Source organism: Nocardia sp. NBC_00508 (genome assembly GCF_036346875.1).
Classification (GTDB): domain Bacteria; phylum Actinomycetota; class Actinomycetes; order Mycobacteriales; family Mycobacteriaceae; genus Nocardia.
This window is the reverse complement of record NZ_CP107852.1, coordinates 436,481-455,274: the sequence shown is the minus strand read 5'-3', so window position 1 is coordinate 455,274 and position 18,794 is coordinate 436,481. Positions and strand designations below refer to the sequence as shown.

The window sequence follows — 18,794 nt, the reverse complement described above, 5'->3', positions numbered from 1 at the left end:
CCGAGTCCGGCGCCCCCACCGGAAGCGGTGCGGATCTGGTCATTTCGGTGACGCTGCGCTGGGGAAGCGGCGCCCGGCGACGCCGTGCTGATTCGCACCGGCCAGGAGCGCTGTCCGATCTCCGATCCCGCCTACTTTGACTACAGCACCTCGCTCGCCCCGTGTCTGGTCACCGCCGACGAGATCGCCGATCCGTCCGCGCTCGTACAACCGCCGCGCGGTAGCCGTGCTCAGATCGGGGACACCGCGGTCGTACCGAATCCGCGCCGCAGTACTGTCGGCGAGGCGTCGAGTCGACCGCGGCAGGGATTACAGGTTGCCGACGATGTGTTCCAAGCGCCTGGCCACCAACTCGCGGGCCTGTTCGCGCAGAGCGGGGCGATAGCCGCTGGGGTACACCGGATCTCCGGGGGTGTAGTCCTTCAGGACCTCTTTCGCGAGAGTGATCTTGTGCACCTCGGTGGGTCCGTCGGCGATCGCCATCACCTCGGCGTAGCTGAGCATGTCCACGAACGGCAGGTCCTGGCTGACGCCGATCGCGCCGTGCAGGTGCAGCGCGCGCTGGGCGATGTCGTGCATCACCTTGGGCATCGCGACCTTGATGGCGGCGATGTCCTTGCGCACCTTCCGATAGTCCTGCTCCTTGTCGATGCGCCACGCCGTGCGCAGCACCAGCAGCCGGAACTGCTCCATCTCGATCCAGCTGTCGGCGATGCGTTCCTGGGTCATCTGCAAACCGGCCAGCGGGCCGCCGCGCATCGGACGCGACACGGCCCGCTCGGCCATCATGTCGAACGCCTTGCGCACCAAGGCGACCGTGCGCATCGCATGATGCACCCGGCCACCGCCCAACCGCGTCTGCGCGACGACGAAGCCCTGCCCTTCGGCGCCGAGCAGATGATCGGCCGGGACGCGGACGTCGGTGAATCGCAGGTGGCCCTCGTGCTCGCTGAACCCGGCGACGTGGAAGTTCTTCACGATCTCCAGGCCGGGGGCGTCGGCAGGCACGATGAACATCGACATGCCTTGGTAGGGGCTGACCTCCGGGTTGGTCACCACCATGACGATGTGGAAGCCGGCGAACTGCGCGTTCGAGTTGAACCATTTCTCGCCGTTGATCACCCAGTGGTCGCCGTCACGCACCGCGCGGGTCCGGAACAGGGTGGGATCCGAACCGCCGGTCGGCTCGGTCATCACGTAGCACGAACCGATTTCTCCGGCCAGCAGCGGCTCCAGATAGGTCTTCTTCTGCTCCGTGGTGCCGTAGTGGGCGAGGATCTCCGCGTTACCCGAATCCGGTGCCTGGCAGCCGAAGACCGACGGCGCCCACACCGAGGTGCCCAGCACCTCGTTGAGCAGGGCGAGTTTCATCTGCCCATAACCGGGCCCGCCCAGTTCGGGTCCCAGATGGCAGGCCCACAGACCCTGCTCCTTGACCTTGTCCTTCAGCGGCCGCATCAGCGCCATGGCTTCGCGGTTGGTGCGGTCGTAGGGATTGGGGTAGAGCAGGTCGAGTGGCTCCACCTCGGTGCGGACGAACTCCGCCGCCCAGTCCAGCTTCCGCTGGTATTCCGGATCGGTCTCGAAATCCCAAGCCATGGTCAGCCTTTCGTAGGTCGGGCGGCGTCGGTAACCACGCCGTCGAGCAGGGTGATCGCGAGGATCTCGGCGATCTCGCCGGGGGAGCGGTCGCCGTGCGGGCGGTACCAGAACGTCACCATGTTGAGCATGCCGAGCACGCTGTTGGTGACCACGTGATCGTCGGTGCGAAGCAGACCCTCGGCGTGACCGGCGTCGATAACCCGCTGCCAGCAGCGCTGGACCCGGTCGCGCAGATCCTGGAGCTCGGTGCCGCGCTCGCCGGTCAGCGCGCCGACGTCACGCAGCTGGATCGCCACCTCACGCTGATGGCGAATGATCAGCCGGACATGACTGTGGATCAGCTTGTGCAGCTTGCTGATCGGATCTTCCGCGCCGGCCGCGATCTGCTCGGCCTCGATGAGCATCAGCTGGATGTAGTCGCGCAGGATCTGCCAGAGCAGCTCTTCCTTGGAGCCGATGTGGTAGTACAGCGCGCCGCGCTGCACGTCGGCGCGCTCGCCGATCTCGGCCACGCCGGTGCCGTGGAATCCCTTCTCGGCGAACAGGTCGATCGCCGCGCGCATGATCCGCTCCCTGGTGTTGCTCGCCGTCGACTCGGCGGCGGGCGGGCGGCCGCGGCGGCGCGACGGTGCGGTCATCGGCCCGGGTCCAGCACGACCTTGCCCACCCCGTCGGTCCGATCGGCGAACATCCGATAGGCGGCAGGACCTTCGGACATCGGAAGCTGATGGGTGACTACGGCTTCGGGCCGCAGCCTGCCGCCCGCGGTGAGTTTCAGCAGGGCGGGCAGTTCGTATTGGACCGAGCACAGTCCGATGTGGAATTCGAGTTCCTTCACCTGCGCCGCCATCATGTGGAACGGATAGGCGCGGTTCTGGCTCACGCCGACCACGCTGACCCGGCCGCGGTGCCCGACCGCGCTGATCGCGAGTTTGATGGTGGCGTCGGCGCCCACCGCCTCGATCGCCACGTTCGCGCCGCCGCCGAGCATTTCGCGGATCGCCTGCTTCGGGTCGTCCGACTCGACCGGCTCGGCGCCGAGGTCGGCGGCGCGCTTGCGGCGTTCGGCGAGCAGGTCGACGCCGAGCACCCGCGCCGCACCCATCGCGAAGGCGGATTGGACCGCCATGAGCCCGACCGGACCGAGCCCGATCACCACGACCGTGTCGCCCGGCGCAATGCGGGCGCGGCGGGCGCCGTACCACGCGGTGGGCGCGTTGTCGGTGAGGACGACGCCGGCCGCGTCGCTCACCTCGCCGGGCAGCTTCGCCAGGTTGCCCGCGGCGTGCGGGACGGCGAGCAGCTGGGCTTGACAGCCCGGCAGCGAACCGCCGAGCCCATAACAGGCGTCGACCGGCAGCGGGTGGCGAGCGCATGCGGCGACGATTCCGGCGCGGCATTGTGCGCAGCCGTCGCAACCTACCGAAGCGGGCACCAGCACGCGGTCCCCGACCGAGTAGCCGCGGGTCTGCGGCCCGATCTCGACGATCTCGCCGACCGCCTCGTGCCCGCCGCAGTAGCCGGTGGTGGACACGAAACCGTGTCCACCGTAGATGTGCAGATCGCTGCCGCAGATGCCCGTGGCGGTCACTCGGACGATCGCGCCGTCCGGTCCCGGCAGCGTGGGGTCGGGGCGATCGGAGTACGAGATCTGCTCGGGGCCTTGGTAAGTCAGTGCTTTCATCGCCAGCCTCCGTCCACCGCGAGGGTCGCTCCGGTACAGAACGCCGAAGCATCGGTGGCGAAGAACAGGGCGGCGCCGACGATCTCGCCCGGCTCTCCCACGCGGCGCAGCGCGTTGTGCTTGGTGAGTTCGGCGCGCAGCTCGTCCGGCCACGCGGTGGCGATGTCGGTGGCGAAGGGGCCGCACTGGATGGTGTTGACCCGCACGTTCGGTGCGAACGTCTGGGCCAGCCCGCCGGTCAGGGCGTTGAGCCCCGCCTTGGCCGCCGAGTAGGGCACCGCGAACGGCTCCGGTCTGGTCGCCTCGATCGAGGAGATGTTGATGATCGAGCCGCCGCCATCGGCCGCCATGCGACTGCCGATCAGCGCCGAAAGCCGGAACGGTCCTTTCAGGTTCACGCCGATGACCTTGTCGAACAAGGCCTCGGTGACCTGATCCAGGCTCGGGTACAGGGGCGACAGCCCGGCATTGTTGACCAGCACGTCGACCCGCCCGAACTCGGCGTAGACCGTCTCCACCAGGGCATCGCACTGGGACCAGTCACTGACGTTGCAGGCCACCGGCAGCGCGCGGCGGCCGAAGCGCTCGGTCACCTCGGCGGCGAGGGCGGCGCACCCGTCCAGCTTGCGGCTGGCGATCACCACGTCCGCACCCGCTTCGGCGAACGCGAGCACCATCTGTTTACCCAAGCCCCGGCTGCCCCCGGTGACGACGGCGGCCTTGTCGGTGAGTGGCACCTGAACTCCTGCTCTGTCTGTAAATGTTCCGATCAGTACATTAATTCCGCCGCGCGATACGATCAAGGGGCTGTGCGGCCGACCGCCGACGGCCGCAAGACCCGCCGGGTGACGGACCTGTTCACCACGGCGTGGCGGAATGGATGGGGCAGAGGGCTGGATGACCCGACGCGCGGTGGCACCACTACCCGCGGGTAACATGGCCCTGTTTCCCACTTGGCTTTCTCGGAAATGAGGCAGTAGATGACAAAGCGGATTCAGGTCGGCGGGCTCCAGGTGGCCAGCGTTCTCCACGAGTTCGTCGAGAACGAGGCGCTTCCCGGTACCGGCGTCGATTCCGCCGCGTTCTGGGCCGGCGCCGAACAGGTCATCAACGATCTCGCCCCGCGCAACCGCGCCCTGCTGGCCGAGCGCGACGAGATCCAGGGCAAGGTCGACGCCTGGCACGCCGAGCACCCCGGCGCGAACTACGACAAGGCCGCCTACAAGAACTTCCTGACCGAGATCGGCTACCTGCGCCCCGAGCCCGCCGATTTCCAGATCGCCACCCAGAACGTCGACGACGAGATCGCGGTGACCGCGGGCCCGCAGCTGGTGGTGCCCGTGATGAACGCCCGCTTCGCGATCAACGCCGCGAACGCGCGCTGGGGCTCGCTGTACGACGCGCTCTACGGCACCGACGCCATCCCCGAGGCGGGCGGCGCGGAGAAGGGCACCGGCTACAACAAGGTGCGCGGCGACAAGGTCATCGAGTGGGCGCGCAACTTCCTCGACGACGCGGTCACCCTGATCACCGGTTCGCACATCGGTTCGTCGTACTACAAGATCGTCGACGGCGAGCTGGAGGTGGGCCTGGAGGACGGCACCAGCATCGGCCTGGCCGACGCCTCCCAGCTGGTCGGTTACCTGGGTGATCCCGAGTCGCCGAGTTCGGTGCTGCTGAAGCACAACGGGCTGCACATCGAGATCCAGATCGACCCGCAGTCGCCGATCGGCAGCACCGACAGCGCGGGCGTCAAGGACGTCGTGCTGGAGTCCGCGGTCACCACCATCATGGACTTCGAGGACTCGGTCGCCGCCGTGGACGCCGAGGACAAGGTGCTGTGCTACCACAACTGGCTCGGTCTGATGAAGGGCGACCTCGCCGAGCAGGTCAGCAAGGGCGGCAAGACGTTCGACCGCACCATGAACCCCGACCGCGTGTACACCGCGCTGGACGGCGGTGAGCTGGTGCTGCACGGCCGTTCGCTGCTCTTCGTGCGCAACGTCGGTCACTTGATGACCTCCGACGCGATCCTCGACGCCGAGGGCAACGAGGTGCCCGAGGGCATCATGGACGGGCTGATCACCTCGCTGATCGCCAAGCACAGCCTGGCCGGCGACGCGGAGCTGAAGAACAGCCGCACCGGCTCGGTCTACATCGTGAAGCCGAAGATGCACGGCCCCGACGAGGTCGCGTTCACAAACGAGCTGTTCGGCCGGGTCGAAGGCGTGCTCGGCCTGGATCGCAACACGCTCAAGGTCGGCATCATGGACGAGGAGCGCCGCACCACGGTGAACCTGAAGGCGTGCATCCAGGCCGCCGCCGACCGCGTCGTGTTCATCAACACCGGCTTCCTCGACCGCACCGGCGACGAGATCCACACCTCCATGGAGGCCGGGCCGATGGTCCGCAAGGCCGATATGAAGTCCCAGCAGTGGATCCTGTCCTACGAGGACTGGAACGTCGACACGGGCCTGGCCGCGGGCCTGCCCGGCAAGGCGCAGATCGGCAAGGGCATGTGGGCCATGCCGGACCTGATGGCCGACATGCTCACGCAGAAGATCGGCCACCCGCGCGCGGGCGCCAACACCGCGTGGGTGCCCTCGCCGACCGCCGCCACCCTGCACGCGACCCACTACCACCTGGTCGACGTGTTCCAGCGGCAGCAGGAGATCGCCAAGGGCGGCCGCCGCGCCACCGTCGACGAGATCCTGCAGATTCCGCTGGCCGCCGAGCCGAACTGGACCGACGAGGAGAAGCGCCAGGAACTGGACAACAACTCGCAGTCCATCCTCGGCTACGTGGTGCGCTGGATCGACCAGGGTGTCGGCTGCTCCAAGGTGCCCGACATCAAGGACGTCGCCCTCATGGAAGACCGTGCGACCCTGCGTATCTCCAGCCAGCTGATGGCGAACTGGCTGCGCCACGGTGTCGTCACCGCCGACGAGGTGGTGGCCAGCCTGGAGCGGATGGCCCCCGTCGTGGACCGGCAGAACGCCGGTGACCCGAACTACCGGGCCATGGCGGCGGACTTCGCGGGCAGCATCGCCTTCCAGGCGGCGAAGGAACTGATCCTGGCGGGCACCAAGCAACCCAACGGATACACCGAGCCGATCCTGCACCGCCGTCGGCGCGAGGCGAAGGCCCTGGCCTGCGTCTAGCCTCCGGATGTCGCGAATCCCCTGGCCGAGTCCTGGTCGGGGGATTCGCGCTTTTCGGGGCGATCACGAGTTTCGATCCTGTTTATCGGTCCGTTACCCTGGGTGCCGCACGAGATCGTTCGATTTGTGAGGAAGATTCATGGGAAGCGTTGTGCTCGACATCGTGGCATTGCTCGCCAATCGCGCGGCGATGTTCTGGAATTGGATGGCCACCGGATCGGCGGGCTTCCCGCCCCTGTGAACGTGCGGTCCACGAGTATCGGATCCCCTGGCCAGAGCGCTGGCCGGGGGATTTTTCGTGGTGATCCCTTGCGGGAGCGGACGATTTCGGCGCCGATAGCCGCGCGGGAAACCGGTGCCGCTCGTATCTTGAACGGGTGAACTCCGCTGGTCCCGTGCGCAAGCGCACTCCCCGTTGGTTCGTGCTGTGGATGGGGCTGCTGACCGCATGCGTCACGGTGTGCTGCGCAGCGCTGTTCTGGCAGCTGGCCGCCCAAGGAACGTTCCCGACACTCGTCGTGCTGTGGGTGGTGCTCGGCGTACTAGGCGGGATCGCCGCTCTGTTCGGATTGCTCGGGTTGCTGCGCTACCGGGCGTTCTTCTACAGCCTCGCCGCGCCGATCCTTATCGCTGTCCTGCTCGCGCTGACGTTGTCCGGCATCCCGCAGAGCCTCGGCTGGCAACTTTCCCGCGCGATCCTCGAAGACCAAGCCGCCGACTGCGCCAACCCCGGTCATCGCACCCGCTTGGGCCTCTACACCATCACCTTCATCACGCCCCGCGACGGCGGCTGCCTGTTCTACACGCAAGCGGGCGAATCGAACTCGGAAGGATTCGCCTACTTCCGCGACCCGGCGACCCCACCCCATCTCGGCCCGCCCGCCATCGACGGCATCGAGTACGCCGCGTTCGACCGGCAGTGGTACCGGTTCGTGGACGATCACTGAACCTGGTCGCAGAACACCTCGTCGAGAGTCTCGGCCGTGGCGGCTCGAGTGATCCATGCAATGAGAAGCGTCGGATCCGTGCATTCGTCGATCTCGGAGGCCAGTGCCTCGGACACGTCGAATCCTCGGGCTGTGAGCATAGTCCGCAACCCGATTGCCATGCCCTCGGCGTACACCTCCCGGAAGAACTCGCTGTAGTACGGGCATGTGCCGGTCGTCATCAGCATCTCCATGTACTGCCGGGTCACCGCGTCCGACAGCGCGATCTGCGCTGTCGGTCGACGCATTTGCGGATTTATCATGCGATTACTTGCAACCAGTGCGTGGGCGTGATGGTATGCCTCCGCCGGTCCGGAAACAGGCCGAGTTTTGCGCTATCAGTTCGGCACGCCGTCGCCAACGGCCTTGCGTCACTCCACTGGATCGCCGAAGACCTCGTCGATGGTGTTCGCCGTGGCGGCGCGGGTGACCCAGGTGTCGAGGCGAGCGTGATCGGTACACGCGGCGACCTCGGAGGCCAATGCCGCCGGGATGTCGAATCCGCGGGCACGGAGCAATCTCAGCAACGCCTTGGCCTCTCCCTTGGCCTCTCCCTCGGCCACGCCGTCGGCGTGCAGCTGATTGAAGAACTCGCTGTAGTACGGGGACTTGTCGGTTTTCATCAGCATCTCCAGGAAGTGCCGGGCCGCTGCTTTCGGCAGTGCGGCCAGTACCAGGTCAATGTACCTTTCGCCGTCCGCGGTGTGGTGTGCTGTCGCGGCGAGGGCGGCGAAAATAGAATCGCGTTCGGGGTTGTTGCGGTGGGCGATGGCGGAGAGAGCGGCCAGATCGGGGCGATCGGATGCCGTGGTGGCGTCGCTGACTACTGGCACGTTGGCCGGGCTGAGCACCATCGGCGAGAGTGTGAATCCAGGCGCGACGGTGATCGGACGACGGCAGTGTCCGGCGGCGCGCTCGTTGGGGCAGACCACGACCAGTAGCACGAGGCAGCGCAGGCGGGCCCGCAGTGTGGTCAGGTAGACCGGCCAGCTCCAGATCTTGTCGTCGTCGCGTTGAAGCTGGACCTCGACGACGATTCCGAGGACCGGGAGGGTGGCAGCGGTAAGGGTGACGACCAGATCGGCGCGATACTCCGTTGGTTCGATATCCGGTAGGTCACCGGAGTCGACGCGTGCGTGATCGAACTCGGGAAGTGTCAGTCCGAGTGTGGAAGTCAGGAGCTCGGCGACCAAAGTTGGTCTGCGCCGGACCAATTCGATGAGGACTTCGTGTACCGACGAGGGCATGCCGCGCACAGTAGCGATAGCCACCGACAGGTTCGAGTGGCGCGAATCACCACTCGAACGGCAACGGCCGGCGGGGCTCGATCCACAGGGCTTCGGCCAGGGCGCAGAGAGTTCCATCGGTTCGGGCCAGAGCCACGCCGACGGTGTGCTTGCGGCCGTCTTGGGAGATCGGCCAGCCGTAGGAGATATAGGGCTCGCCAGCGCGGACAGGCGTGAATTGGGTGGCGGTGAGGGCCGCGGTGACCGCGCCGGGACGTAGGTCGCGCAGGGCCATCGCAGACCAGCCGCCGGGGCAATCCAAAGCGGCCCAAACGTTTTCGGTGGCGAGCAGGCCGTTGGGTCCACCGAGGGAGGTCTCGGGTGTCCAGGCGGAGACGACCATGTCGTGCGCGGGAACGGCCCAGGGCGACAGCCGCAGCCCGCGGCCGGGCGGGCAGGCAGCGCCGCAGCCGTAGCAGTGGCTCATCTTGCGCAGGACCTGCGCGGTGGTCGTGGCTGCCTGTACTTCCGCCCAGGTGGGTACGGGTGGTGGGCTGATCGTGACCACCGACGCCGACGCTTCGGCGAGCACGACGCCGTCCTGATCGGTCAGCGTCGCACCGCCGGAGCTGTCGGCGGACAGGATGATCGGGGTATCCACGGTGACCGCGCGCCGGAAGTCCACCCGCACTTCCGCAGCGCTGCTCGCGGACGCGAGCAGTCCCGCCACGTACCCGCCGAACGCCACGCCCGGATAGCCACGCACGTGCCCCGGCACGGTGAACGCATCGGTGCGAATCATCGGTAGCTCAACCTCTTCCGGCCGACGATCATGATCCGGTCAGGTCAGACGATACCGCCGTACCAGGTAGGGATCCGCGCGGGCCCGTTTACGCCGCCAACCGGCCGCCGTCGACGACGATGATCTCTCCGGTAACCCACGAGCTGGCCGGTTCGGCGAGCCGGGTGATCCACGGCACCACGTCGTCGACCTCGCCGATTCGCCCGACCGGCACCTGGTCGGCATACCCGGCACGCAGCTGCTCGACGGTGTCCGGGGCGAGTCCGCCCGCGGCCAGGATCGGTGTGCGCACCATGCCGGGCGCGACGCCGTTCACCCGGATGCCTTTCGGACCCAATTCGACCGCCCAACTGCGCACCAGACTGTCCGCCGCCGCCTTGGTCGCGGCGTACACCGACACGCCGGGCGACGCGAGGCGACCGGAAATGCTCGTCACCACAACGATGTTCCCGCCGGGGGAGCGCAGGAGCGGGAGCAAGCGCGCGGTGAGCAGGACCGGACCGACCACGTTCACCTCGAACTGATTGCGGACGGTCGCCGCCTGCACCTGATCCAACGGTTCCGGACCGTAGACCCCGGCGTTGTGGACCAGGACGTCAACGCGCCCGGCGTGGTCGGCGACGGCTCGCGCGACCGACTCCGTGCCCTCCTCGGTGGTGATGTCGGCGACCACCGGGATCACGGCGGGGTGCTGGGCGGCGACCTCGGCCAGCAATTCGCTTCGTCGACCGGTGATCACGACGCCGGCCGCACCCTGTTCGGCGAACGCGAGCGCGGCCGAACGGCCTATCCCGGTGCCGCCGCCGGTGACGACTACATGCTGACCTGCGAATGCCTGGTCGGACACTGCGCATTCCTCTCTCGCCGGATCGTCTCCCACGGGGCAACGCGACGTACCGCTCCGGCATTCCGCTCGCCGCACCGCGGTGCGTCCGTGCAGGTCAGCGGCTCGATGGAATTCCGCCGTGCTGAGCGCTGTTGCGCCGAGTGTGACGAAAGCTGGAATGAACGTACTCGTCGTGTACGCCCACCCGAAGCCGGACTCACTCACCGGCGCGCTGAAAGACGTTGCCGTGCAGCAGTTACGGGCGGACGGGCACGAGGTGCGGATCACGGACCTCTATGCGATGGGCTGGAAGGCCGCCGCCGACACCGACGATTTCGGCACCGTCGAGGAAAGCAATTTCATGCTGGCCTCCGGCGAGGCCTATCACAACGGGACACTCAGCCCCGACATCCGCGCCGAGCAGCAGAAACTGCTCTGGGCCGACACCGTCGTGCTGCATTTCCCGCTGTGGTGGTTCGGCCTGCCCGCCATCCTGAAAGGCTGGGTGGATCGCGTCCTCACCTGCGGCTTCGCCTACGGGGCCGGAGGCAAGTCGGTGCCGAGGTACGGAGCGGGCGTGCTGGCGGGCCGTCGCGCGATGCTCGCGGTCAGTATCGGAGGCAAGCAGCCGTCGTATTCCGATCGCGGGATCAACGGCCCGGCCGAGGATCTGCTGTTCCCGATCCACCACGGCATTCTGTATTACACGGGTATGGATGTGCTGCCGCCGTTCCTGGTGCACGACACGATCCGGCTCGGCTCGGATCGTTTCGAGGAGGTCGCGGACGACCTGCGGCGCCGGATGTCGGACCTGGCGGGACTGGAGCCGATCCGGTATCGGCCGCAGGGCGGCGGCGACTACGACCGCAGCCTGCGCTTGCAGCCCGGTCGCGAGACACACGGCGCGGCCGGGTTCGGGTTACACGTGGCTTCGTGACATCCGACCTGGTCAAGGCAGCGGGGCGGCGCCGCGCTGGGTCAGCAGCATCCCCATGACCCCGGCCTCCTGGCCCTGTCCGTGGATCATCGCGCGGGCGATCTCCTTGACCGGACCGGAGCGCACCAGGTTGTCGGCGGCTTCGGCCATCGCGATGCCGCCTTGATGGTGCCGAAACATCAACTGCAGGAACAGGATTTCCGCCTCGCAGCCTCGAGCCGCCGCCAAGGCGTCGAGTTCGGCGGCGTTCGCCATCCCCGGCATGGCAGGGTTCGCGGCCGACGCATCGGCATGCCGGACAGTGCCCGCATGCCGATGCGCGGTGGGCATCCACGCCATGGGACGCGCAGCGGTCGGCGCCGCGCCCGCCAGGCGCAGCCAGCCGAGCATGGTGCCGATCTCCAAGCGCTGCGTGCGGTCGAGTTGCTCGGCCAGCCGGGTCACCGCCGGATCGACGGCGCGGTCGAGCCGCTGCACCATGAGCAGCGCTTGCTGGTGGTGGGCGGTCATGTCCTGCGTGAAGCCGACTTCCACCGCAGTGAGAATCGGTGCCGCCGAAGGACTTTCCGGAATCACCAGGGGCCGCAGCGCCGCGCCGAGCACGAGCAGCGCGAAGACCGCGGAAGCCGCGGCCACGGTTCGCATCCAGGTCGGCATCGTTACGACCCGACGATGGATTTCTGGTCCGCCGGTGGCGAATACACGTCGTTGTCCAATTGCAGCACCATGAATCCGTTGTCCGAGCAGGCGACGTAGAGTTGCGAGCCGCGCCATTCCGGCGGCGAGAAACACCAGTCCGTGGACACGTCGCCGAAGGCGAGGCGGCCGGTGCGTGGCGTGGTGGCATCGAGGGGGTCGAACTGGCCTTCCAGCACAGCGCGGACCGCGGGTGGCGTGCTCATCAGCGGCACGCCGATGATCGAGGCCAGCGCGTGCGGCGAGTTCCACAGGCTCAGGTTTTGGCCGGTGCGGGCGGGCGGGTTGTAGTAGGCGATCTCGCGGATGGCGAACGGATCGCGGACGTCGAAGACCCGGATGCCGGAGGAGATCCATCCGCAGGCCAAAGCGGTCGGATTGTCCTCACGGTCGGCGGCGCAGTAGTGCGATTCGTACGCGAACGCGGAACCGCCCATGGACGAGCCGATATTGCTGTCGATGTGCTGCGGCAAGTTGATTTCCAGCTTGACCTTGGCGGCCACCCTGGGCTCGGTCTCGTCGGAGATGTCGATGAGTTTGACGCCGCCGGAACCGCCCTCGTCGACGGTGTAGAGGTAGGGCTTGCCGTCGTAACTGACCGGGACGCTGTGCTGGGTCGCCCAGCCGTCCGTCCAGAACACCCGGCCGATGTGGTGCACCTGCGGGTTCGGGTCGCGGCGCTGCACCGCGCTGATGTCCATGACGGTGAATCCGCCGAGGGCCGAGATGTACATCCGGTTGCCATCTGGGCTGATGCCGAACCCGTGTGCCTCGATGCCGGTCAATCCCTGCCAGACCACGCGGGGGTTGGCCGGATCGGTGAGGTCGATCGCGCTGACGAAACCGGGCGCGACCCCCGACGCCCAATACGTGTAGCCGTCCGGCGAGAAGCCGCCCTCATGTGTGGTGATCGGCAGAGGCATCAGCAGGTTCGTGCCCGGACCGGGATTCAGCAGCCGAGGGTGGGCGCAATCGGCGACGTCGTAGATCGACAGATAGCCCACGCCCTCGCCGACCGGGACGCCGGTGCCGACCAGCAGCTTGCGCTCGGTGTTGACCTTGAGGCTCTCCCAGGTGCCCGCGAGCATGGCGGGCTCGGTCAGCGTGACCGTCGGACGTGGCTGCGCGGGATCGGACACGTCCAGCACCTGGACGCCGCGGCCCTCGCTGATCAGGTCGCCGGGAAAGAACGAGCCCAGGTAGGCGCAGTGCTCGAAGCTGGTGGAGGTGATGCCTGCCCCGCGGCCCGCATATCCGCCGACGAAGGACATGTTGCACCGGTAGCCCAGGGTACTGCGCCCGCTGTCGCGGTCGGCCGCCGTGACGTCGCCCTGCAGACCGTTCTCCGGTGCGGAGCCGGGCCCGCAGTCCGCGCGCGGGACCGAAGTGCGCCCGACATCGAAGAATTCGTGGATGGCGTTCTGGATGCCTGCGTCCGGATCCGCCGAGGCGCTCCCGGGCAGCATCATGGCCGTGACCATGCCGACGGTGAGCAGAACCAGCGATTTGACGCGGCAGAGTCTGGTCATCGGGCGCATCGTCGCGTCCCCCCAACTTCGTCTTCGGAACTCGGCTGTCCGTGCTGACTGGGACAGTCACCGCACTGACTGAATGGTAGTAATACTCATTAACTTGCCGGAGGGTTTCGGCGGATTCCGCGCACGATTCGCGAAGATTTTCGTTGAATCGGCGGTTGCGTCGGGGTCAGTCCAGGGGGGCGGTACCGACCCGTTCGGCCGCGTCGCGCGCCAGCAGTTCGTCGCAGACGCCGAGGAACGTGCGGCGCAACTCGGCCGCGCGCTCGGCCAGCGCGGACTGTGCGCGGACGTACTCCGCGCGTCCCGCGGACGTCTCGATGCGGATCGGTTCGTAGCCGTACCGGGACAGGTCGTAGGGGCTGGCGCGCATGTCGAGTTCGCGTGCCGCGCAGGCCATCTCGAAGCAATCCAGCAGCAGCTCGGAGGAGATCAGCGGGACCAGCTTGAAGCCCCACTTGTACAGGTCCATGTTCGCGTGCAGGCAGCCCGGCTGTTCGCGACGGAGCTGGTCGGCGCGCGTCAGCGGCTCGGCATTGCGGCCGACGGCCTCCGGGGTGAAGAAGCGGTAGGCGTCGAAATGCGTGCAACGCAAGGACATCGATTCCACCACCGCGTCGGTACTCGCCCGTCCGAGCCGCAACGGCACCTGCTGGTGCCGGATGTCGGCGGTGCGATACACCATCGCCCACTCGTGCAGGCCGAAGCAAGACAGCTGCGCTGGCCGAGACGCGGTGGCACGCAACAGATTCGCGACGAACGCGAGGGTGTCGTAGCGCTTGGCCAGATATGCGGGGTCGGCGGTGAAGACGTTACCGGGCGCGGAATCGCCCGAACCGCTCCCCCTGTCCACGCTGACGCGGTGATACCCGCGGGCCCCGTCGTACTCGGCGGCGTCGGCGAGCGCGAAACCGTAGCCCGGGTGCCAGCGCCGCAGCTGGGCAGGTTTGTGACCGTAGTAGGTGAACAAGAAGTCGATCACCGGATGCGACGAACCTTCTGCTCTCCGTTCGAGATACGGCCCGACCAGATCATCGAGCCGGGCCCGGTGCGCCGCGGCGGCCGCCCGCCACCGCGCACCGGGGAATATCCGCACGGTCACGCCGACACCCGGGTGCCGGAACGCGATGCCAGTACGGTCACTCGATCACCCGGTGCGTGACGTCTCGGACAGTGCCGACGAACTCCTCCACCAAGTCCTCCAAGGCGACGATGCCGGTGGTGTTGCCCCGCTCGTCGACCACCCGGCCGAGGTGGCTGTTGGTGCGGCGCAAGCGGGCCAGCGCCTCATAGAGCGTGGTGCCCATGCCGACCGTCGGCAACGGGCGGATGTCGGTGCGCGGGATCGGCGTCGCGGGCCCGGCGCTTTCGTCGGCGACCTTGTCGAGCACGTCCTTGACATGCAGATAGCCGACCAGCGAGCCGTCGCCCGCCCGCACCGGATAGCGGGAGAATCCGGTCTCGGCGACAGCGGATTCGATGTCGCCGAGCGTCGTCCCATTGCCGCGCAGCGGAACCGACCGTGCCGCCGTCAGCGGCACCATGACCTCGGCGACCACCCGTTCGCTGGTGCGGAGCGCCTGGGTGAGGCGCCGGTGCTCTTCTTCGTCGAGCAGGCCCTCCGAGCGCGACTCGCCGATCATCTCGGCCAGCTCGACCATGGACACGGTGGCCTCGAGCTCGTCCTTCGGCTCGATTCGCAGCAGCCGCAGCGACAGGTTGGCGGCCAGGTTGTAGACCGCGATGAGCGGTCGAGCCAGCCGCAGCCACACCAGGTGCGCCGGAACCAGCAGCAGTGCGCTGCGTTCCGGACCGGCCAGCGCGATGTTCTTCGGGATCATCTCGCCGAACAAGATGTGCAGGATGACAACGATGGTCAGCGCGATGGCGAACGCCACCGGGTGCAGCACCTGCTCGGGCAGGCCGATCAGCTCGAACGGGCCCTCCAGCAGATGCGCGACGGCGGGCTCGCCGACGCGACCGAGCAGGATCGAGCAGATGGTGATGCCCAGCTGCGCGGCCGCGAGCATCATCGACAGATTCTCGCCCGCCCGGATCACGGTGTTCGCATTGCGCTTGCCCTGTGCGGCCAGTGCTTCCAGCCGGTCGCGCCGGGCGGAGATGAGCGCGAACTCGGCCGCGACGAAGAAGGCGTTGCCGCCGAGTAGCACGATGGTGAGCAGCACGCCGAGGAGGTCACCCATGGCTGTGCTCCTTGGTCGCGAGTGCGTCGGCGGTGACCGGGATCAGGCGCACCCGGTCGATGCGCCGCCCGTCCATCCGCTCCACGCGGGCGATCCAGCCGCCCGCGTCGGGATCGTCCGCCGCAGACCACTGTTGCGTGCGGGGATTCGGCAGCACGACCTCGTCGCCTGCCATCGGGATGCGGCCCAGCCTGGTCAGGACGAGGCCGCCCAGTGTCTCGTACTCGCCCTCGGGGGCGTCGTACCCGGTCGCCCGGGAGACCTCGTCGATGCGCAGCAGGCCCGAACAGTCCCAGCCGTCCGAGACGCGCCGCACGTCGCGCTCCTCCTCGTCGTGCTCGTCGCGGACGTCACCGAGGATCTCCTCGATGACGTCCTCCATGGTGACCAGGCCCGCGGTGCCGCCGTACTCGTCCACGACGAGGGCGACCTGCATGCCGTCGGCGCGGATGCGTTCGAGCACCTCGTCGCCGTCCAGGCTCGCGGGCACGATCGGGACCGGACGGGCGAGCATGTGCAGTGGGAGGGTCCGGCGCTCGCCGGCCGGATGCGTGAACGCCTGCTTGACGTGTACGAAGCCGAGGGTGTTGTCGAGATCGCCGTCGATCACCGGGAACCGGGAGTAGCCGGTGCGGCCTGCCGCGTCGATGAGGTCGGCGATGGTGTCGTCCTTGTCCAGCGATTCGATCGTCACCCGGGGCGTCATCAGTTCCTCGGCGCTGCGCTCGCCGAACTGCAGCGAGCGATCCATCACCTGGGCGGTGCGCTGATCGAGCGCGCCGCGCAGGGCCGAGGTGCGCACCAGCGACCCCAGTTCCTGCGGGGAGCGAGCCGAGCGCAACTCCTCGGCGGGTTCCACGCCGAGCCTGCGGACCACCCAGTTGGCGGTGCCGTTGAGGAAGTGGATCATCCACTTGAACGCCACCGAGAAGGCGACCATCGGACCGGCCGTGGCGCGGGCGGTGGCCAGCGGCTTGGCGATGGCGATGTTCTTGGGTACCAGCTCGCCGTAGATCATCGACAGCGAGGTGGCCAGGACCAACGCCAGCGTGAGGGCGATGCCGTGCCCGGCGGCGTCGCTCAGCCCGAGGCCGGTGAACACCGGCTTCAGTAGCTTGGCCAGCACCGGTTCGGCGATATAACCGGTGATCAGCGTGGTGATGGTGATGCCGAGCTGGGCGCCGGACAGCTGGAACGACAGCGTGTGCTGGGCTTTGCGGACCATCCGGGCGCGGACGTCGCCGGTGCGGGCGTGCGCCTCGACGGTACTGCGTTCCAACGCGGTGAGGGAGAACTCGGCGGCGACGAACAAGGCCGTGCCGACTGTGAGAGCTACGAACCCGATCAGGCTGAGCGCGGTGAGCGCGACGGACATCGTCAGCACCACCCGAACGGTGCTGGGAAACGGCCTGTGCGGAGCGGGACTACTGCGGAGCGGAGGACGCCGGGTTTGTCACCCGGCTCGATAGAGGAGCCCTCCTGTGCGGCGCCCTCGGACGCGGGTGACAACTGGATCCTTTCGCGGGAGTCTTGATGCCGGTCTTCGGCAACCACTATGTTACCGGCCCACGCGTCGGGTCGCGTGGGCCGGTTGCCACTCAGGTGTGCGTGTCGGCGCTCACCAACCGCTCGGCAGCGGCCGCCCTTCGGCGAAGCCTGCTGCCGACTGCACGCCGAGCACGGCCCGGTCGTGGAACTCGGTGAGGGTGCGCGCGCCCGCGTAGGTGCACGCGCTGCGGACACCGGAGCAGATGTGGTCGATGAGGTCCTCGACGCCGGGCCGCTCGGGATCCAGCCGCATCCGGGAGCTGGAGATGCCCTCTTCGAACAATCCCTTACGCGCGCGGTCGAATTCGCTGTCGGAGGCGGTGCGGGCGGCGACGGCCCGCTTGGACGCCATGCCGAAGCTCTCCTTGTACGCGTTGCCGTCCCGGTCGACGCGCAGGTCGCCTGGGGACTCATAGGTGCCGGCGAACCAGGAGCCGATCATCACGTTGGAGGCGCCCGCGGCCAGGGCGAGCGCGACGTCGCGGGGATGGCGCACGCCGCCGTCGGCCCAGACGTGCACGCCGAGTTCCCTGGCGACGACGGCGCATTCGGCCACCGCGGAGAACTGCGGACGGCCGACGCCGGTCATCATGCGGGTGGTGCACATGGCGCCGGGGCCGACCCCGACCTTGACGATGTCCGCGCCCGCCTCGGCCAGGTCCCTGGTGCCTTCGGCGGAGACCACGTTGCCCGCCACCAGCGGAACGCCGAGCCCGAGATCGCGGACCGCGGCAAGGGTTTCGAGCATCTTGGCCTGATGACCGTGCGCAGTGTCGATGACGAGCAGGTCGGCGCCGGAGTCGACGAGGGACTTGGCCTTGGCGGCCACGTCGCCGTTGATGCCGATCGCGGCCGCGACGCGCAGCTTGCCCCCGGCGTCGATCGCGGGCTGGTAGATGCCCGCGCGCAGCGCGCCGGTGCGGGTCAGCACACCGGCCAGGGTGCCGTCCTCGGCGGTGAGCACGGCGAAGTCGGCGTGCTCGGCGTGCAGCAGGTCGAACAGGCCGCGCGGGGTGGTGCTGGCCGGCGCCCGCACGAAATCGGTCGCCGCGACTTCGCGCAACCGGGCGAAACGGTCCACATCGGCGCAGGCCGCCTCGGTGACCACGCCGACGGGACGTCCGCCGTCGACCACGACGACGGCGCCGTGCGCGCGCTTGTGCATGAGCGCCACAGCCTCGGACACCGAGCGGTCGGGGTCGAGGGTGACCGGGGTGTCGGCGGTGAGCGAGCGGCTCTTGACGAAGGCGATGGTGTCGGCGGCCGCGGTGATCGGCAGGTCCTGCGGGAGGACGACGAGGCCGCCGCGGCGGGCCACGGTCTCGGCCATTCTGCGCCCGGCCACGGCGGTCATATTGGCGACGACGATCGGGATGGTGGTGCCGGACCCGTCGGCCGTCGAGAGATCGACGTCGAAGCGCGATGCGACATCCGTCCGGTTCGGGACGAGGAAGAGGTCGTCGTAGGTCAGGTCGTACGGCGGCTGATGACCGGGGAGAAAGCGCACTTGACCGATCATAACCGGGAGCCGACCGGCGTGGGCGTCGTCAGTGCGGCTGTATACGTGGTGCGCGGCGAGGGCAGTCG

The 18,794-nt window shown here is 68.2% G+C and carries 17 protein-coding genes; 3 read left to right on the top strand and 14 right to left on the bottom strand.

Features of this window, described 5'->3' with window-relative positions:
* Positions 1-309: 309 nt before the first annotated feature.
* From OHA40_RS01895 to OHA40_RS01880, 4 genes are read right to left on the bottom strand one after another with little or no spacing between them, the layout of a single operon-like run.
* Positions 310-1,599, bottom strand: coding sequence for an acyl-CoA dehydrogenase family protein (locus OHA40_RS01895; RefSeq protein WP_330231339.1), 1,290 nt, complete (start codon positions 1,597-1,599; stop codon positions 310-312).
* Positions 1,600-1,601: 2 nt separating this feature from the next.
* The gene (locus tag OHA40_RS01890; RefSeq protein ID WP_330231338.1) at positions 1,602-2,240 is read right to left on the bottom strand and encodes a TetR/AcrR family transcriptional regulator; all 639 of its coding nucleotides are present in this window, start codon (positions 2,238-2,240) and stop codon (positions 1,602-1,604) included.
* Positions 2,237-3,286: a zinc-binding dehydrogenase gene (locus OHA40_RS01885; RefSeq protein WP_330231337.1), complete on the bottom strand. Its 1,050-nt coding sequence runs from the start codon at positions 3,284-3,286 to the stop codon at positions 2,237-2,239. Before OHA40_RS01885 ends, OHA40_RS01890 begins: the two co-directional genes overlap by 4 nt.
* Entirely contained in the window at positions 3,283-3,963 is a 681-nt protein-coding gene (locus OHA40_RS01880) for an SDR family NAD(P)-dependent oxidoreductase (RefSeq protein ID WP_330234496.1), read from the bottom strand. The genes OHA40_RS01885 and OHA40_RS01880 overlap by 4 nt, the downstream gene beginning before the upstream one ends.
* Before the next feature lie 303 nt (positions 3,964-4,266).
* On the opposite strand from OHA40_RS01880, the gene OHA40_RS01875 reads away from it, so the two are divergent.
* Both OHA40_RS01875 and OHA40_RS01870 read left to right on the top strand, forming a co-directional pair.
* A complete protein-coding gene (locus OHA40_RS01875) occupies positions 4,267-6,447 on the top strand; it encodes a malate synthase G (protein ID WP_330231336.1) in 2,181 nt (726 codons plus the stop codon).
* Positions 6,448-6,824: 377 nt separating this feature from the next.
* Positions 6,825-7,394 (top strand): hypothetical protein, encoded by a 570-nt coding sequence (locus OHA40_RS01870; protein ID WP_330231335.1) that lies wholly within the window; start codon positions 6,825-6,827, stop codon positions 7,392-7,394.
* On the opposite strand, the gene OHA40_RS01865 is transcribed toward OHA40_RS01870, so the two are convergent.
* From OHA40_RS01865 to OHA40_RS01850, 4 genes are all read right to left on the bottom strand, one after another.
* On the bottom strand, positions 7,388-7,681 hold the full coding sequence (locus tag OHA40_RS01865; protein ID WP_330231334.1) for a hypothetical protein: 294 nt from the start codon (positions 7,679-7,681) through the stop codon (positions 7,388-7,390). The two genes, OHA40_RS01870 and OHA40_RS01865, sit on opposite strands and share 7 nt — an antisense overlap.
* Before the next feature lie 123 nt (positions 7,682-7,804).
* The gene (locus OHA40_RS01860) at positions 7,805-8,680 is read right to left on the bottom strand and encodes a hypothetical protein (protein ID WP_330231333.1); all 876 of its coding nucleotides are present in this window, start codon (positions 8,678-8,680) and stop codon (positions 7,805-7,807) included.
* Between the two features lie 46 nt (positions 8,681-8,726).
* Positions 8,727-9,461 (bottom strand): PaaI family thioesterase, encoded by a 735-nt coding sequence (locus OHA40_RS01855; RefSeq protein WP_330231332.1) that lies wholly within the window; start codon positions 9,459-9,461, stop codon positions 8,727-8,729.
* Between the two features lie 88 nt (positions 9,462-9,549).
* A complete protein-coding gene (locus tag OHA40_RS01850; protein WP_330231331.1) occupies positions 9,550-10,308 on the bottom strand; it encodes an SDR family NAD(P)-dependent oxidoreductase in 759 nt (252 codons plus the stop codon).
* 157 nt (positions 10,309-10,465) lie between these two features.
* On the opposite strand from OHA40_RS01850, the gene OHA40_RS01845 reads away from it, so the two are divergent.
* Positions 10,466-11,224, top strand: coding sequence for an NAD(P)H-dependent oxidoreductase (locus OHA40_RS01845; RefSeq protein ID WP_330231330.1), 759 nt, complete (start codon positions 10,466-10,468; stop codon positions 11,222-11,224).
* A gap of 12 nt (positions 11,225-11,236) precedes the next feature.
* Here the strand turns inward: OHA40_RS01845 and OHA40_RS01840 are convergent, their stop codons facing one another.
* The 6 genes from OHA40_RS01840 to OHA40_RS01815 all read right to left on the bottom strand — a co-directional run bounded on the left by OHA40_RS01840 (position 11,237) and on the right by OHA40_RS01815 (position 18,714).
* On the bottom strand, positions 11,237-11,881 hold the full coding sequence (locus OHA40_RS01840; RefSeq protein WP_330231329.1) for a DUF305 domain-containing protein: 645 nt from the start codon (positions 11,879-11,881) through the stop codon (positions 11,237-11,239).
* Positions 11,882-11,883: 2 nt separating this feature from the next.
* Positions 11,884-13,449, bottom strand: a complete 1,566-nt coding sequence (locus tag OHA40_RS01835; RefSeq protein ID WP_442943893.1) for an LVIVD repeat-containing protein — start codon at positions 13,447-13,449, stop codon at positions 11,884-11,886.
* A gap of 175 nt (positions 13,450-13,624) precedes the next feature.
* Positions 13,625-14,551: a 3-methyladenine DNA glycosylase gene (locus tag OHA40_RS01830; protein WP_330234495.1), complete on the bottom strand. Its 927-nt coding sequence runs from the start codon at positions 14,549-14,551 to the stop codon at positions 13,625-13,627.
* Between the two features lie 43 nt (positions 14,552-14,594).
* Positions 14,595-15,659: a hemolysin family protein gene (locus tag OHA40_RS01825; RefSeq protein WP_330231327.1), complete on the bottom strand. Its 1,065-nt coding sequence runs from the start codon at positions 15,657-15,659 to the stop codon at positions 14,595-14,597.
* Positions 15,652-17,034, bottom strand: a complete 1,383-nt coding sequence (locus tag OHA40_RS01820; protein ID WP_330234494.1) for a hemolysin family protein — start codon at positions 17,032-17,034, stop codon at positions 15,652-15,654. Before OHA40_RS01820 ends, OHA40_RS01825 begins: the two co-directional genes overlap by 8 nt.
* 243 nt (positions 17,035-17,277) lie before the next feature.
* Positions 17,278-18,714: a GuaB1 family IMP dehydrogenase-related protein gene (locus OHA40_RS01815; protein WP_330231326.1), complete on the bottom strand. Its 1,437-nt coding sequence runs from the start codon at positions 18,712-18,714 to the stop codon at positions 17,278-17,280.
* Between the last annotated feature and the right edge of the window lie 80 nt (positions 18,715-18,794).

Bases quoted from the DNA above. Each gene is read 5' to 3' on its own strand.
- OHA40_RS01835 (WP_442943893.1), bottom strand. From the start codon at position 13,449: ATGACCAGACTCTGCCGCGTCAAATCGCTGGTTCTGCTCACCGTCGGC.
- OHA40_RS01875 (WP_330231336.1), top strand. From the start codon at position 4,267: ATGACAAAGCGGATTCAGGTCGGCGGGCTCCAGGTGGCCAGCGTTCTC.
- OHA40_RS01825 (WP_330231327.1), bottom strand. From the start codon at position 15,659: ATGGGTGACCTCCTCGGCGTGCTGCTCACCATCGTGCTACTCGGCGGC.
- OHA40_RS01865 (WP_330231334.1), bottom strand. From the start codon at position 7,681: ATGCGTCGACCGACAGCGCAGATCGCGCTGTCGGACGCGGTGACCCGG.
- OHA40_RS01895 (WP_330231339.1), bottom strand. From the start codon at position 1,599: ATGGCTTGGGATTTCGAGACCGATCCGGAATACCAGCGGAAGCTGGAC.
- OHA40_RS01840 (WP_330231329.1), bottom strand. From the start codon at position 11,881: ATGCCGACCTGGATGCGAACCGTGGCCGCGGCTTCCGCGGTCTTCGCG.
- OHA40_RS01855 (WP_330231332.1), bottom strand. From the start codon at position 9,461: ATGATTCGCACCGATGCGTTCACCGTGCCGGGGCACGTGCGTGGCTAT.
- OHA40_RS01885 (WP_330231337.1), bottom strand. From the start codon at position 3,286: ATGAAAGCACTGACTTACCAAGGCCCCGAGCAGATCTCGTACTCCGAT.
- OHA40_RS01890 (WP_330231338.1), bottom strand. From the start codon at position 2,240: ATGACCGCACCGTCGCGCCGCCGCGGCCGCCCGCCCGCCGCCGAGTCG.
- OHA40_RS01845 (WP_330231330.1), top strand. From the start codon at position 10,466: ATGAACGTACTCGTCGTGTACGCCCACCCGAAGCCGGACTCACTCACC.
- OHA40_RS01820 (WP_330234494.1), bottom strand. From the start codon at position 17,034: ATGTCCGTCGCGCTCACCGCGCTCAGCCTGATCGGGTTCGTAGCTCTC.
- OHA40_RS01880 (WP_330234496.1), bottom strand. From the start codon at position 3,963: ATGGTGCTCGCGTTCGCCGAAGCGGGTGCGGACGTGGTGATCGCCAGC.
- OHA40_RS01860 (WP_330231333.1), bottom strand. From the start codon at position 8,680: ATGCCCTCGTCGGTACACGAAGTCCTCATCGAATTGGTCCGGCGCAGA.